This is a genomic window from Streptomyces antarcticus, from assembly GCF_026627255.1.
Taxonomy (GTDB): domain Bacteria; phylum Actinomycetota; class Actinomycetes; order Streptomycetales; family Streptomycetaceae; genus Streptomyces; species Streptomyces antarcticus.
This window is the reverse complement of sequence record NZ_JAPNLM010000017.1, coordinates 76315-90697: the sequence shown is the minus strand read 5'-3', so window position 1 is coordinate 90697 and position 14383 is coordinate 76315. Positions and strand designations below refer to the sequence as shown.

At 73.7% G+C, this 14383-nt stretch carries 13 protein-coding genes; 1 reads left to right on the top strand and 12 read right to left on the bottom strand.

Features of this window, described 5'->3' with window-relative positions; all coding sequences use genetic code 11:
• Nucleotides 1-103 precede the first annotated feature (103 nt).
• The 4 genes from OTB16_RS24440 to fmt form a co-directional block, all read right to left on the bottom strand.
• Nucleotides 104-1117 (bottom strand): sugar-binding transcriptional regulator, encoded by a 1014-nt coding sequence (locus OTB16_RS24440; protein ID WP_136211161.1) that lies wholly within the window; start codon nt 1115-1117, stop codon nt 104-106.
• Between the two features lie 138 nt (nt 1118-1255).
• Complete coding sequence (rpe, locus tag OTB16_RS24435; RefSeq protein ID WP_267722897.1) at nt 1256-1942, bottom strand: ribulose-phosphate 3-epimerase; 687 nt, start codon at nt 1940-1942, stop codon at nt 1256-1258.
• A gap of 141 nt (nt 1943-2083) precedes the next feature.
• Nucleotides 2084-3559, bottom strand: coding sequence for an RsmB/NOP family class I SAM-dependent RNA methyltransferase (locus tag OTB16_RS24430; protein WP_267722895.1), 1476 nt, complete (start codon nt 3557-3559; stop codon nt 2084-2086).
• 170 nt (nt 3560-3729) lie between these two features.
• Nucleotides 3730-4662 (bottom strand): methionyl-tRNA formyltransferase, encoded by a 933-nt coding sequence (gene fmt / locus OTB16_RS24425; RefSeq protein WP_267722894.1) that lies wholly within the window; start codon nt 4660-4662, stop codon nt 3730-3732.
• A 251-nt stretch (nt 4663-4913) separates the two neighbouring features.
• Here fmt and OTB16_RS24420 point away from each other — a divergent pair, with 251 nt between their 5' ends.
• The gene (locus tag OTB16_RS24420; RefSeq protein WP_267722892.1) at nt 4914-5438 is read left to right on the top strand and encodes a hypothetical protein; all 525 of its coding nucleotides are present in this window, start codon (nt 4914-4916) and stop codon (nt 5436-5438) included.
• Nucleotides 5439-5578: 140 nt separating this feature from the next.
• Here OTB16_RS24420 and OTB16_RS24415 read toward each other — a convergent pair whose 3' ends face one another.
• The 8 genes from OTB16_RS24415 to OTB16_RS24380 all read right to left on the bottom strand — a co-directional run bounded on the left by OTB16_RS24415 (nt 5579) and on the right by OTB16_RS24380 (nt 14380).
• A complete protein-coding gene (locus tag OTB16_RS24415) occupies nt 5579-7678 on the bottom strand; it encodes a primosomal protein N' (protein ID WP_267722890.1) in 2100 nt (699 codons plus the stop codon).
• 104 nt (nt 7679-7782) lie between these two features.
• Complete coding sequence (gene metK / locus OTB16_RS24410) at nt 7783-8991, bottom strand: methionine adenosyltransferase (RefSeq protein WP_267722889.1); 1209 nt, start codon at nt 8989-8991, stop codon at nt 7783-7785.
• Nucleotides 8992-9186: 195 nt separating this feature from the next.
• Nucleotides 9187-10401 (bottom strand): bifunctional phosphopantothenoylcysteine decarboxylase/phosphopantothenate--cysteine ligase CoaBC, encoded by a 1215-nt coding sequence (gene coaBC / locus OTB16_RS24405; protein ID WP_267722887.1) that lies wholly within the window; start codon nt 10399-10401, stop codon nt 9187-9189.
• Nucleotides 10402-10538: 137 nt separating this feature from the next.
• Nucleotides 10539-10811, bottom strand: a complete 273-nt coding sequence (gene rpoZ, locus OTB16_RS24400; RefSeq protein WP_004948662.1) for a DNA-directed RNA polymerase subunit omega — start codon at nt 10809-10811, stop codon at nt 10539-10541.
• Nucleotides 10812-10875: 64 nt separating this feature from the next.
• The gene (gene gmk / locus OTB16_RS24395; RefSeq protein WP_267722883.1) at nt 10876-11439 is read right to left on the bottom strand and encodes a guanylate kinase; all 564 of its coding nucleotides are present in this window, start codon (nt 11437-11439) and stop codon (nt 10876-10878) included.
• 61 nt (nt 11440-11500) lie between these two features.
• Complete coding sequence (locus OTB16_RS24390; RefSeq protein ID WP_008740406.1) at nt 11501-11824, bottom strand: integration host factor; 324 nt, start codon at nt 11822-11824, stop codon at nt 11501-11503.
• A gap of 598 nt (nt 11825-12422) precedes the next feature.
• Nucleotides 12423-13274 carry an orotidine-5'-phosphate decarboxylase gene (gene pyrF / locus OTB16_RS24385; protein ID WP_267722881.1) on the bottom strand — a complete coding sequence of 284 codons (852 nt, stop codon included), beginning with the start codon at nt 13272-13274 and terminating at the stop codon, nt 12423-12425.
• Complete coding sequence (locus OTB16_RS24380; protein WP_267722880.1) at nt 13271-14380, bottom strand: quinone-dependent dihydroorotate dehydrogenase; 1110 nt, start codon at nt 14378-14380, stop codon at nt 13271-13273. Before OTB16_RS24380 ends, pyrF begins: the two co-directional genes overlap by 4 nt.
• Nucleotides 14381-14383: the final 3 nt, after the last annotated feature.

The window sequence follows — 14383 nt, the reverse complement described above, 5'->3', positions numbered from 1 at the left end:
ATCCGCCTCGGGGGAGGCCGCGACACGGCCGCGGAACCGGCCGGACGGGCCGCTCCCGCAGGTCGTCCGGGTCGGCTTCCGCCGGTCGTCCGGGCAGGTCCCGCTAGTCGTCCGGGTCGGCGCGTTCCAGCGCCGGACGCAGGCCCGGCTGGGACTCGGTCAGCAGGTAGTCCGCGACCGCCGTGTCCGTGACCAGGCTGGTCACCAGGCCCGACCGCAGCACCGCCCCGATCGCGGAGGCCTTCCGCAGCCCGCCCGCGATCGCCACGACCTCGGGGATCCGCCGCAGCCGGTCCGCCTCGACGGTGATGCACCGCTCGCCGAGGTCGCGTCCGACGCGCCGGCCCTCGGCGTCGAAGAGGTGGGCGGACATCTCCGCCGCGACGCCCAGCGAGGCGTAGTGGGCCCGCTCCTCGTCGCTGAGCATGTCGTGGACGGTCGAGATCCCCGGCTCCCACGAGCCGATGGAGACGGCCGCGACGGTCACCTTGTCGAAGTATTCGAAGGCGCGCGCGATCCCGGTCTGGCCGCGCAGTGCCGCCGCGGTCGCCGGATCGGGCAGCAGCATGGGCGCGTAGATGGGGTGGGCGTCCCCGCCCGAGACCTGGGCGGCCCGGCGCACGGCCTCCACCGAGCCGCGTTCCGCGGTGCCTGCGTCGTACACGCCCGTCAGCTGCACCACGGTGCAGGGGGGCAGCCGGTGCAGGGACGCCGCCATGTGGATGGTCGACCGGCCCCACGCCAGGCCCAGTACGTCGCCCTCGTTGACCAGCTCGCCCAGCAGGTCGGCGGCGACCGCCCCCAGGTTCTCCGGGTCGGGCGCGTCCTCGGTCGCGTCGGCCGGCGACTCCACGACCACCGCGTGCCGTAGCCCGTACCGGGCGCGCAGCGCGTCGGATCGCTCCGCGTCCAGCTCGGCCGGCACCCGGATCTCGATGCGCACGAGGTCCCGTTCGAGGGCGGTCTCCAGGACCCGGGCCACCTTGAAGCGGCTCACGCCGAACTCCTCGGCGATCTGGATCTTGGACTTGCCCTCCAGGTAGAAGCGGCGCGCCATGGCCGCCGCCTGCACCAGCTCCGCGGGTCCCATCCGCAGGGCTGACCGTCCCGCCGACATTGCAGACACCGCGTTCTCCTCACTGCTGTTCACACTCTCGTGTTCACACTCTCGACTCGCCGTTCATCCTGTCAGATCCGGCGGCCGTTGATCAGCCTGGACGGCTGTCGTTCACCGAGCTGTCCACCAACGCTCGCCTCAGTGGTCGCAAGCCCACGGCGCCGCGGCGATCGCCGCGCCCGCCTGCTCGCGCAGCGTACGCACCGCGGCGGCCGGATCGGCCGCCCCGTAGACCGCGCTGCCCGCCACGAACACGTCGGCTCCGGCCTCGGCGCAGCGTTCGATGGTCGAGGCCGAGACCCCGCCGTCGACCTGGAGCCACAGCTCCAGGCCGTGCTTGGCGATCAGCTCCCGGGTCCGGCGGATCTTGGGCAGCATGATGTCGAGGAAGGACTGGCCGCCGAAGCCGGGCTCGACCGTCATGATCAGCAGCATGTCGAGCTCGGGGAGGAGGTCCTCGTACGGCTCGATCGGCGTCGCGGGCTTGAGCGCCATCGAGGCCCGCGCCCCCTTGGCCCGGATCTCCCGCGCCAGCCGTACGGGCGCGGCCGCGGCCTCGGCGTGGAAGGTGACCGATCCGGCCCCCGCCTCGACGTATTGCGGGGCCCAGCGGTCGGGGTCCTCGATCATCAGGTGGAGGTCCAGCGGGATGTCCGTGGCGCGGCTGAGCGACTCGACGATCGGCACGCCGAGTGTCAGGTTCGGGACGAAGTGGTTGTCCATGACGTCGACATGCAGCCAGTCGGCGCCCTCGACGGCCCTGGCCTCCTCGGCGAGGCGGGCGAAGTCGGCGGACAGGATGCTGGGATTGATCTGAGGGGCCATGCCCCAAGCGTGCCATGCCCCCGGCTCGTTCCGGCCATGACCCCGGAAGTCGGGACGGCCGCGACTCCGATCAAACGATCATGCGGATCATCCGACCGGATTTCGCGCCCGCCCGAGCCCCTCGCCGAGCCGTCCCGCCCGCTACGCCGTGCGCCTCAGCAGCGCCAGGTACATCGCGTCCGTCCCGTGCAGGTGCGGCCACAGCTGGACGTCCGGTCCGTCCCCGAGGGCCGGTACGCCCGCCATGTACGGACGGGCGTCGATCAGTTCGGCCGCCACCGGCTCGTTGCCCGCGCCCCGGCCCTTCAGTACGTCGTCCACGACCACCCGGGTCTCCGCCAGGTGCGGGGAGCACGTCGCGTAGCCCACGATCCCGCCCACCCGGACCGCCGACAGGGCCTCCCTCAGCAGCCCGCGCTGGAGCGGCGCGAAGCCCTCCAGGTCCTCCGGGCGGCGGCGCCAGCGCGCCTCCGGGCGGCGGCGCAGCGCGCCCAGGCCCGTGCAGGGGACGTCCATCAGGACCCGGTCGAAGGAGCCCGGCCGCCACGGCGGGCGGGTCCCGTCCGCCGTGATGACCTGGTACGGGCCGGGGTTGCCGGCCAGCGCCTTCTCCACCAGGCGCGCCCGGTGCGGCTGCTTCTCGGAGGCCAGCAGGAACGCTCCCCGCCGCGCGGCCAGCGCCGCGAGCAGGGCCGCCTTGCCGCCGGGGCCCGCGCAGCCGTCGAGCCAGCGCTCGTCGCGGCCCTCGACCGGCGCCGCCGCGAGGGCCATGGCCACGAGCTGGCTGCCCTCGTCCTGGACTCCGGCGCGGCCGTCGCGCACCGCTTCCAGCGCGCCCGGCTCACCACCCTCGGCCATCCGGACGGCGTACGGCGACCAGCGGCCCGGCAGCGCCGAGTCCTCGCCGACCGCCTCCAGCAGCTCTTCCGGGGTGGACCGCCCGGGCCGGGCGACGAGCGTCACCTCGGGCCGTTCGTTGTCGGCCTCCAGCAGGTCCTCGATGCCGGCGCGGCCGCCGCCGAGGGAGTCCCACAGGGCGCTGACGACCCAGCGCGGGTGCGAGTGGTAGACCGCGAGGTGCTCCTCGGCGTCGTCCTCGTACGGCGGGGCGACCCGCTCCAGCCAGCCGTCCATGTCGTGGGCGGAGATCTTGCGCAGCACGGCGTTCACGAACTTGGCGCGCCCGTCGCCGAGCACCACCCGGGCCAGCTCCACGCTCGCCGAGACCGCGGCGTGCGTCGGGATGCGGGTGCCCAGCAGCTGGTGCGCGCCGAGCGACAGCACGTCGAGGACCGGCGGGTCCACCTCCCGCAGCGGCCGGTCGATGCACGCCTTGATGACGGCGTCGTACGTGCCCTGCCGGCGCAGCGTGCCGTAGACCAGCTCGGTGGCCAGTGCCGCGTCCCGGGCCTGGAAGCTCTCGTCCTGGCGGGCCTTGCGCAGCAGCGGGGGCAGTACGAGGTTGGCGTACGCGTCGCGCTCGTCCACCGCCCTGAGCACCTGGAAGGCCAGCATCCGGACGGGGTCCTTCTTGGGCCTGCGGTGCGGCTTGGCCGACTTGGCCGGCTTGTCTCCCGCGCCTGCGGCGGCGGGACGACTGCGGGGCTGTTCGCTCACGTGAAAGGTGCTCCGGATGTACGAGTGCTACGGGTACGGCGAGGGGTGCGGGCGCGTACGGGCGAGTGGTGGGCCCGCGCGCGGAGACGAGCGGGGCGCGGGACGGGCCCGCGCGGCCGCGCGTCCTCGGATCAGCCTACGTCGCCGCCGCCCGGTGCTGTGGCCTCCGGTCACGGCACGAGACGCTCCCCGGGGGCGATGCGCGCCCCGCGCGCCCAGTCGGCGCCGCGCATGGGCTTCTTGCCCTGCGGCTGCACCCACAGCAGCTCGACGGCGTGCGATCCGGTGCCCACGTGGACGTTGTTCTTGGCCGGGGCCAGGACGCCGGGCTCCAGGTCGGTCCGGTCGGGCACGAGTCCGACCGAGATCAGCTTGAGCCGCTCCCCGCGGAAGACGGTCCACGCGCCCGGGGCCGGCGTGCAGCCGCGCACCACGCGGTCGGCGCGCATCGCCGGGGCCTTCCAGTCGATCCGGGCGTCCTCCACCGTGATCTTGGGGGCGAGCGAGAGCCCGTCCAGGGGCTGCGCGACGGCGCGCAGGGTGCCGTCCTCGATGCCGTCCATGGTGGCGGACAGCAGCCCGGATCCGGCGAACGCCAGCCGGGTCAGCAGGTCACCGCTGGTGTCGGTGGGGCGGATCTCCTCGGTCAGGATCCCGTAGACGGGGCCGGAGTCCAGGCCTTCCTCGATCTGGAAGGTGGAGGCGCCGGTGACCTGGTCGCCGGCCATGATCGAGTGCTGGACGGGGGCGGCTCCGCGCCAGGCCGGCAGCAGCGAGAAGTGCAGGTTGACCCACCCGAGCCGGGGGATGTCGAGGGCGCTCTTGGGGATCAGCGCCCCGTAGGCGACGACGGGGCAGCAGTCGGGGGCGATCTCGCGCAGCCGGGCCTGGAAGTCGGGGTCGCGCGGCCGGACGGGCTTGAGGACCTCGATGCCCGCCTCCTCGGCGCGTTCGGCGACCGGGCTGGCGACGAGGCGCCGGCCGCGGCCGGCCGGTGCGTCGGGCCGGGTGACGACGGCGGCGACCTCGTGCCGCCCGGAGGCGATGAGGGCGTCCAGGGCGGGCACGGCGACCTCGGGGGTGCCTGCGAAGACGAGCTTCACTGGGGTCCTACCTCGCTATCTCGGCTGTCAGCAGCGCACCAGTCTATGGTCCCGGTCCCCCGCGGCCCACCGGTGGTCGCGAGGGGGCGTACGCACACGCGCGCGCCTCTCGCATATGCCGACACGCCCCCACAGCGTGACCTGGGCGCCGGGTGACGCGTTGGTCAAAGGAGATTGACCAAAACGGGCCGCGTCGTGAATGGTGTCTGCGGCCCGATCCGCCCTTCAGCACCGGTTCGAGAGGCTTCTTCATGGCCGACCACGCCACCCACGACGCCCAAGCCCGGGCCAGCCTGCACCTGCTGGTGCGGGACATCGAGCGGGTTCGCCGGCAGGTGGATGCCCTGCGCACGCTCACCGCCCAGCTCGGCAATGTGTACCGCCCGCGCCGCTCTGGTCCCTCCACGGGCTTCGTCGTCTACGGACGGGCGCCCGCGCCCACCGTCCGTCTCGCGCAGGAGCTCCGGGACAGCGTAGAGACGCTGGTCACCGCCGCGGTGGACTTCGACCGCTCGCTCGGCTTCTCGTGGGACGCGGTCGGTTCGGCGCTCGGCGTCACCAAGCAGGCCGTGCACCGCCGGTACGGCGCCCGGCGGGCGCAGAGCGCCGAGTCCGCGGAGCCGCTGGCCGAGGCGACGACCACCACCCGGACCCTGGGCCCGCTGCCGACCGTCCCGGCGGCCCGCTCGCTGCCCCCGCAGCCCTTGCGCGAGGAGTCCCCGGCCGTGGCGGGCGCACCCCGTCCGCCGGCCTTCCCCGGCCCGCGCAACGGTTGACCGGGAGCGTCCGCCGCCGGGTCGCCGACCCCCGACGGCCCGGCCGCTCCCGCCCCGCGCACGCGCCCCCGCCCCCGGCGGACGACCCCGTACGGTCGCCCCACCGGGGGCGTCCGGCTGCCCGCGACGCACACGACCGGTCAGCCGATGTCCGGCGGGTCGATCCGGACCCGGACCGCCTCCGCCGCCGGAACCCCCCGCGCCATCCGCGCGGCCTGCGCCGCCTTCAGCGCGGCGGCCAGGGCGGCGCCGCTGCCCGGCGGGACCCGCACCAGCGCCCGTTCCCCAGCGGAGGGCGCCCCGCGCCGGCCGGGGAGCGGTACCGGGCCCAGGATCTCGGCGTCGGCCGGGAGTCCGGCTCCGGCCAGGAAGGCTTCCACCGCCTCGCCGCGCCCCGCCACCGCCGCCATCCGGGACACCGGGGGGAAGCCCAGCTGGGCCCGCTCGGCCAGTTCCCGTACGGCGTGGCCCACCGGGTCCCACCGCACCAGCGCCTGGACCGGCCGCAGCGTCGGCTCGGCGACCACCACGACCTGCCCCTCCGCCCGTACCAGCGACGCGGCCGCGATCCACCGCCGCAGCGCGTCCTCCCCCGCCCGCAGGTCGGGCCGGCCCAGCATCGCCCAGCCGTCCAGCAGCAGCGCCGCCGCGTACCCGGCGCCCGCCGCGACCGGCTCGGCCCCAGGGGTGCACACCACCAGCGCGGGCCCGTCCGGCACCTCATCCAGGACGTGGTCGCGCCCGGACGTCCGTACGGGCACGGCCGGGAAGGCCCGCCCCAGTTCCTCGGCGGTCCGCCGGGCCCCCACCACCTGGGCCCGCAGGCGGAACGACCCGCACTCCTCGCAGTGCCACGAGGGCTCGCCGCGCCCGCACCAGCCGCACTGGAGGTCCCGCGCGTCGGGCGCCTCCAGCGGCCCCGCGCAGACCGTGCAGCGGGCCGGGGTGCGGCACCGCTCGCACGCCAGCCGGGGCACGTAGCCCCGGCGCGGCACCTGGACCAGGACGGGCCCGGTCTTGAGCCCCTCCCGTACGGTCTCCCACGCCAGGCTCGGCAGCCGCGCGGCGCGGGCCGCCCCGTCGCGGGCCAGTAGTTCGTCGCCCACGGTGCGGATCCGGGGGGCGTACGCGCGCACCGTCTCGCGGGTCGCGACGAGCGGCCGCGCCCAGCCCGACTCGACGAGCTGGGCGGCCTCCACGGTGCAGCTGGTGCTGCCGGCCAGGAAGGCGCAGCCGTCGGTGACCGAGCGCAGCTCCAGCACCTCCCGGACGTGCGGGAAGGGGGCGTTGTCGTCGCTGTGGCTGGAGTCCCCGTCGTCCCAGACGGCGACGAGTCCGAGGTCCCGTACGGGTGCGAACATCGCCGCCCGGGTGCCGACGACGGCCCGCACGGAGCCGCGGGAGACCGCGAGCCACTGGCGGTAGCGCTTCTCGGGCCCGGACTCGGCGGTGAGCAGGGCGTGCCGTCCCTCGCCGAGGAGCGCGGTCAGCGCGGCGTCGACCCGGGCGGCGGTCCGCCCGTCGGGTACGACGGCGAGGGCCCCGCGGCCGGAGGCGAGGGTGGCGGCCACGGCCCGGGCGAGTTCGTCGGCCCAGCCGGGGCCCGGCAGGGCGGTCCACACGGCGCGCGGGGTGCCGCCGGTGGCCAGGGCCCGCAGGAAGGCGGGACCGGAGCCGTACCGCTCCCAGCCCCCGGGGTCGGGCACGGCGGGCGGGGGCAGCGGCTCGGGCGAGGGCTTGGCCTCGGCACGGGCGTTGCGCGGGGGCAGGGCGAGCTGGAGGACGTCGGCGAGGCTGCCGGCGTACCGGTCGGCGACGGCGCGGGCCAGTGCCAGCATCGGGGGGCCGAGCACGACCTCGGGAGAGACCACGTGGGCCAGGGCGGCCAGCGCCCCGTCGTAGTCGGACTCGGCGCGGCGCTCGACGACGAACCCGTCGATGAGGCCGCCGCCCTCGCGGCGCCCGCCCCGCACCTGGTGCGACCCGGCCCCGAAGCGGACCCGGACGCGGACACCGGGCTGCGCGGCCTCGGAGAGCTCGGCCGGGACGGCGTAGTCCCAGAGCTGGTCGAGGTGGAGCACGCCCTTGTTGACGAGGACGCGCGCGACGGGCAGCTCCTCGGCGAGGGCGGCCCCGCGCCAGGTCCGGGGCTTCGCCTTGGGCGCCTTGGCCTTCGCCTCGGCAACCATCTCCCGGATCAGCGCGAGCTGCTCCGGCGGGGAATCGTTCGCGCTGCTCACACCCGCATTCTTACCAAACCCCTGTGACAGCGGACGGATCGGCCGGACGCGCGAACGGCCCCGGACCAGGTGCCTGGTGGTCCGGGGCCGTTCGGCGGGCGGTCCTACAGACCGGCGGCCGCGCGCAGCGCGTCCACGCGGTCGGTGCGCTCCCAGGTGAAGTCCGGCAGCTCGCGGCCGAAGTGGCCGTAGGCGGCGGTCTGGGCGTAGATCGGCCGCAGCAGGTCCAGGTCGCGGATGATCGCGGCCGGGCGGAGGTCGAAGACCTCGCCGATCGCGTCCTCGATCTTCTGGACGTCCACCTTGGCGGTGCCGAAGGTCTCGACGAAGAGGCCCACGGGCTCGGCCTTGCCGATCGCGTACGCGACCTGGACCTCGCAGCGCGAGGCCAGACCGGCGGCGACGACGTTCTTCGCGACCCAGCGCATCGCGTAGGCGGCGGAGCGGTCGACCTTGGACGGGTCCTTGCCGGAGAAGGCGCCACCGCCGTGGCGGGCCATGCCGCCGTAGGTGTCGATGATGATCTTGCGGCCGGTGAGGCCGGCGTCGCCCATCGGGCCGCCGATCTCGAAGCGGCCGGTCGGGTTCACCAGCAGGCGGTAGCCCTCGGTGTCGAGCTTGATGCCGTCCTCGACCAGCTGGTTCAGGACGTGCTCGACGACGAACTCGCGGATGTCGGGCGCGAGCAGGGAGTCCAGGTCGATGTCCGACGCGTGCTGCGAGGACACGACGACGGTGTCCAGGCGCACGGCCTTGTCCCCGTCGTACTCGATGGTGACCTGAGTCTTGCCGTCGGGACGCAGGTACGGGATGGTCCCGTTCTTGCGCACCTCGGACAGCCGACGGGCGAGCCGGTGCGCGAGGTGGATCGGGAGCGGCATGAGCTCGGGGGTCTCGTCGCAGGCGTAGCCGAACATCAGGCCCTGGTCGCCGGCGCCCTGCTTGTCGAGCTCGTCCTCGTCGCCCTCGACACGCGTCTCGTAGGCGGTGTCGACCCCCTGCGCGATGTCCGGGGACTGCGCGCCGATGGACACCGACACGCCACAGGAGGCGCCGTCGAAGCCCTTCTTCGAGGAGTCGTAGCCGATCTCGAGGATCTTCTCGCGGACGAGCTGCGCGATCGGCGCGTAGGCCTTCGTCGTCACCTCTCCCGCGATGTGCACGAGACCGGTGGTGATGAGGGTCTCCACGGCCACACGCGAGGTCGGGTCCTCGCTGAGGAGCGCGTCGAGGATCGTGTCGCTGATCTGGTCAGCGATCTTGTCGGGGTGGCCCTCGGTCACGGACTCCGAGGTAAACAGGCGGCGGGACACATCGCTCCCTGGGGGTTGCAGCGGCTGCTGGCTGATCATTTGGCGGAACCACATCGGGGGCTGCGCCCGATCACGTTCCGCGTGCAGTTTATCGGTCGCCACCGTACGCCGGACCACCCGTCTCGCCTTGTGGGAGCGGTGTGACCTGCGGCACTCCATTCTGACGCACGGAGGTGGCGAGGAGAAGACATCGGCTCATGCGCGTCGGGGGGCCAGCCGGGGGGCCACCTGGTCCCAGATCACCTCGGAGAGCGCCTCCTTGGGACCGTGGGGCACGTGGACCTCTGAGCCGTCGGAGGCGAGGATGACGGCCTCGTTCTCCTCCGATCCGAAGGTCTTGGACTCTCCGACCTCGTTGACGACGAGAAGGTCACACCCCTTGCGGAGCAGCTTCGCCCGGCCGTTGGCCAGGACGTCGTCCGTCTCCGCGGCGAATCCGACGACGACCTGGCCCTCGCGGGCCCGGTCGGCCGAGATCTCGGCCAGCACGTCGGGGTTGCGCACGAGCGCGACGGGAGCGGGCTCCTGCCCGTCCCGCTTCTTGATCTTTCCGCTCGCGTACGCGGCGGGCCGGAAGTCGGCCACGGCGGCGGCCATCACCACCGCGTCCGCGTCCGCGGCCGCCTTGAGCACGGCCTCCCGCAGCTGCAGCGCCGTGCCCACCCGTACGACGTCCACGCCGGCCGGGTCGGCCAGCGCGGCGTTGGCGGACACCAGGGTGACCCGGGCACCGCGCGCGACGGCGGTGCGGGCCAGCGCGTAGCCCTGCTTGCCGGAGGAGCGGTTGCCGAGGAAGCGGACCGGGTCCAGCGGCTCCCGGGTGCCGCCGGCGCTGATCACCACGTGCCGCCCGGCGAGGTCGGGCCCGGCGGTCCCGCGGGCCAGGACGCCCCGGCAGACCTCGAAGATCTCCTCGGGGTCGGGCAGCCGCCCCTTGCCGGTGTCCTTGCCGGTGAGCCGGCCCACGGCGGGCTCGATGACGACGGCTCCGCGCCGCCGCAGGGTGGCCACGTTCTCCCGGGTGGCGGGGTGCTCCCACATCTCGGTGTGCATCGCGGGTGCGAAGACCACCGGGCAGCGGGCGGTGAGCAGCGTGTTCGTGAGCAGGTCGTCGGCCAGGCCGTGGGCGGCCTTCGCGAGCATGTCGGCGGTGGCCGGGGCGACGACGACGAGGTCGGCGGACTGCCCGATGCGCACGTGCGGGACCTCGTGGACGGTCTCCCAGACCTCCGTGGAGGCCGGGTTCCCGGACAGGGCGGCCCAGGTGGCCTCGCCGACGAAGTTCAGGGAGGCCGCCGTGGGCACCACCCGCACCTCGTGCCCGGACTCGGTCAGCCTGCGCAGCAGCTCGCACGCCTTGTAGGCGGCGATGCCGCCGCTGACTCCCAGCACGACCTTCGGCTTACCCACCACGTACTCCCCTTCGACTCGTCCGACGCCTGCGGCCCGTCCGGGGCCCGCGGCGCTGATCGCCGTACCCACCCATGACACACCACAGGCCCGGCAGATGGTCTGCCGGGCCTGTGGTGAAAGGAATTCTCGGTGCCTTACTGAGCCGGGGCCTCGATGGCCTCGGAGGTCAGCAGACCCGCGTTGATCTCGCGCAGCGCGATCGAAAGCGGCTTCTCGTGGACGTGGGTGTCCACCAGCGGGCCGACGTACTCGAGCAGGCCCTCACCGAGCTGCGAGTAGTACGCGTTGATCTGACGCGCGCGCTTGGCCGCGTAGATCACGAGGCTGTACTTCGAGTCCGTAGCCTCGAGCAGCTCGTCGATCGGCGGGTTGATGATGCCCTCGGGCGCAGTGATGGAAGAGGACACGCTCTACCTTCCGAAGATGGGTGAAAGATCAAACATCGATCGATTCGAAAAAATCGATCAACGATCAAACAACTTCCATCAAGGCTAGCAGCTCGCGAGCCACGTCCTCGACGGAGGTGTTGACCAGGGTGGTGTCGAACTCGGACTCGGCAGCCAGTTCGATCTTGGCACTGTCGAGCCTGCGCTCGATGACCTCGGCGGATTCGGTGCCCCGGCCGGTGAGCCGGCGGACCAGCTCGTCCCAGCTGGGCGGGGCCAGGAAGACCAGCCGGGCGTCGGGCTTGGACTCGCGGACGAGCCGTGCGCCCTGGAGGTCGATCTCCAGCAGTACCGGCTCGCCGTTGTCCAGGCGTTCCAGCACCGCGCCGCGCGGTGTGCCGTAGCGGTTGCCCGCGAATTCGGCCCACTCCAGCAGCTCGCCGTTGGCGATCAGCTTGTCGAACTCGTCGTCGTTGACGAAGAAGTAGTGGACTCCGTGTCGCTCACCGGGCCGCGGCTTGCGGGTGGTGGCCGACACCGAGAGCCAGACCTCTGGGTGGACCTTGCGCATATGCGCGACGACCGTACTCTTGCCGACCCCCGAAGGGCCGGAGAGCACGGTCAGCCGCGGACGAACCTCTGCTGCCATAGAGCGATTATCCAGCTTCTCAGGACTGCCTGAGAACGCCGGGGCGACTCCGGGCGACGCGTCAGCCGGCAGGAGTGCCGAACTCACGCTCCAGAGAGGCGATCTGGTTGGAACCGAGACCTCGGACACGCCGGGATTCGGAGATGCCGAGACGCTCCATGATCTGCTTGGCGCGCACCTTGCCCACGCCAGGGAGCGACTCCAGCAGGGCGGAGACCTTCATCTTGCCGATGACGTCGTTCTCCTGGCCCGTCTTGATGACCTCTTGGAGCGAGGCGCCGGAGTGCTTGAGCCGATTCTTCACCTCGGCCCGCTCCCGGCGAGCCGCGGCGGCCTTTTCGAGCGCGGCTGCGCGCTGTTCAGGGGTAAGGGGCGGAAGAGCCACGCCTACGTCACCTCGGATGTCGAACTGTCGGATACGGACCGGTGGTGGGCAGCCCGAAGGCACCACACCAGGCAAGTTCCCGAACAGCGGTGGAACTCGTTCGCTGCTCGTTCACTCTGCTCGGAGACTAGCGGCCGCGACCGCTCTCGTCAGCGAGAACGGACGAAAAGTCCTGGTCAGCCTCCACCGAACCGTACATTACGGACAAACTACCCCGGTTTTGTCCGGTGGAAGACGCTCGAATTTCGTCAGGCCGTTCGACGCGGACGTCCCGCGGCGGCCTCGAACGCTCCGTTTCGGTGCGCGGCACGTGCGGCGCACGGTTCTCCCCGCAGGCGCGGTGGCCCTTGCGGATCCCTGACCAGCACGGCCCTCCCGCGGCGCCCGCCGCACTCCCCCGGGGCCGAAATCCGGCGCGCCGCGGCCGGGGGCGGCGCGCGCCCCGCCGGGGGGCCGGGGGCCGGTGGCCCCCGGTGGCGGTGATACGCGTCACACCGGGGCGCCGTCCGGGCGGGTCAGGCGGCCGGGAGGGCCGTCGGCCCGTCCGGCGTGCGCGTCGCGGGGCGTCCGGGGCGGACCGGCCGCCCCCGCGACGCGGCTACGCGGCGACGGCCGCGCGGATCTCCTCGGCGAAGCCCCGCGCGGACGTGCGGAGGGCCGCCACGTCGGGGCCGTGCTTCAGGACGCCCCGCGACACGTTCGGGACGACGTTGCGCACGGCCGCCCCGAAGACCGCCGGCAGGTCGGCCGCGGTCGCGCCCTGCGCGCCGATGCCGGGGGCCAGCAGCGGCCCGTTGATGTCCAGGTCGAAGGAGGACAGGTCCCCCAGGGTGGCGCCGACGACCGCTCCGAAGGAGCCCATCGGCTCGGCGCCCGCGTTCTCCGCCGCCAGGTGCGCCAGCATCGTCGCCCCGATCGTCCGGCCGTCCTCACGTACGGCCCGCTGGACCTCCGCGCCCTCCGGGTTGGAGGTGAGCGCCAGGACGAACAGGCCCGCGCCCGACTCCCGGGCCAGGTCCACGGCCGGCTTCAGCGAGCCGTAGCCCAGGTACGGGGAGACCGTGAGCGCGTCCGAGAACAGCGGCGAGGCCGGATCGAGGAAGGCCGAGGCGTACGCCGCCATCGTCGAGCCGATGTCACCCCGCTTGGCGTCCATCACGACCAGCGAGCCCGCCGCCCGGGCGTCCGCCACGGTCCGCTCCAGCACCGCGACGCCGCGCGAGCCGAACCGCTCGAAGAAGGCGGCCTGCGGCTTGAAGACCGCCACCGAGTCGGCCAGCGCCTCCACGACCGTACGGGAGAACGTCTCCAGCCCCGCGATGTCGTCGGCCAGGCCCCAGGAGTCCAGCAGGGCGGCGTGCGGGTCGATGCCGACGCACAGCGGGCCGCGGGCGTCCATCGCGGCGCGCAGGCGGGTGCCGAAGGGGGTCACGGGGGTCGTGGGGCTCACAGCGCGGCCTTTCGGGTCTCGGCGCCCACCGCGTCGGCGAGCGTCGCGTACGGGCTGTCGGCCAGGCGCGCGGCCAGGCCGCGGTGGATGGCGCGGGCGTAGCCGGGGCCCTCGTAGATGAAGGCGCTGTAGCCCTGGATCAGGGTGGCTCCCGCCAGGATCCGCTGCCAGGCGTCCTCGGCGTTCTCGATGCCGCCGACGCCGACCAGGACGAGGCGGTCCCCCACGCGGGCGTACAGGCGGCGCAGGACCTCCAGCGAGCGCTCCTTGACGGGGGCGCCGGACAGGCCGCCGGTCTCCTCGACCAGGGACGGCGCGGACTTCAGGCCGAGGCCGCCCCGCGCGATGGTGGTGTTGGTGGCGATGATGCCGTCGAGGCCGAGCTCCAGCGCCAGGTCGGCGACCGCGTCGACGTCCTCGTCCGCGAGGTCGGGGGCGATCTTGACCAGGAGCGGCACCCGGCGGCCGGTGACGGCCCGGTCGGCGGCTTCCCGTACGGCCGTCAGCAGGGGGCGCAGCGACGCGGTGGCCTGGAGGTTGCGCAGGCCGGGGGTGTTCGGCGAGGAGACGTTGACGACGAGGTAGTCGGCGTGGCGGGCGAGGCGCTCGGTGGAGGCCACGTAGTCCGCGACGGCCTCCTCCTCGGGCACGGTCTTCGTCTTGCCGATGTTGACGCCGACGACCGTCCTGAAGACCGCCTCGCGGGCGGCCAGGCGCTCGGCGACGGCCGCCGAGCCCTCGTTGTTGAAGCCCATCCGGTTGATCAGCGCGCGGTCCGGCACGAGCCGGAAGAGCCGCTTCCTGGGATTGCCGGGCTGGGCCTCGGCCGTGACCGTGCCGATCTCGACGTGGTCGAAGCCGAGCATGGCCATGCCGTCGACGGCCACGGCGTTCTTGTCGAAGCCGGCCGCGAGTCCGAAGGGGCCGTGCATCCGCAGGCCCAGGGCCTCGGTGCGCAGCGCCTCGTGGCGGGGGGCGAGCCAGGCCGCGACGAAGGTCCGCAGGACCGGGGTGCGGGCGGCGAGGCGGATCCAGCGGAAGGCCGCGTGGTGGGCCTGCTCGGGGTCCATCCGCTTGAAGACCAGGTTGAAGAAGAGTTTGTACATCGC

Coding starts and splice junctions, on each gene's coding strand:
- OTB16_RS24440 (WP_136211161.1), bottom strand. CDS start 1,117: ATGTCGGCGGGACGGTCAGCCCTGCGGATGGGACCCGCGGAGCTGGTG.
- rpe (WP_267722897.1), bottom strand. CDS start 1,942: ATGGCCCCTCAGATCAATCCCAGCATCCTGTCCGCCGACTTCGCCCGC.
- OTB16_RS24420 (WP_267722892.1), top strand. CDS start 4,914: ATGGCCGACCACGCCACCCACGACGCCCAAGCCCGGGCCAGCCTGCAC.
- gmk (WP_267722883.1), bottom strand. CDS start 11,439: ATGGCAGCAGAGGTTCGTCCGCGGCTGACCGTGCTCTCCGGCCCTTCG.
- OTB16_RS24380 (WP_267722880.1), bottom strand. CDS start 14,380: ATGTACAAACTCTTCTTCAACCTGGTCTTCAAGCGGATGGACCCCGAG.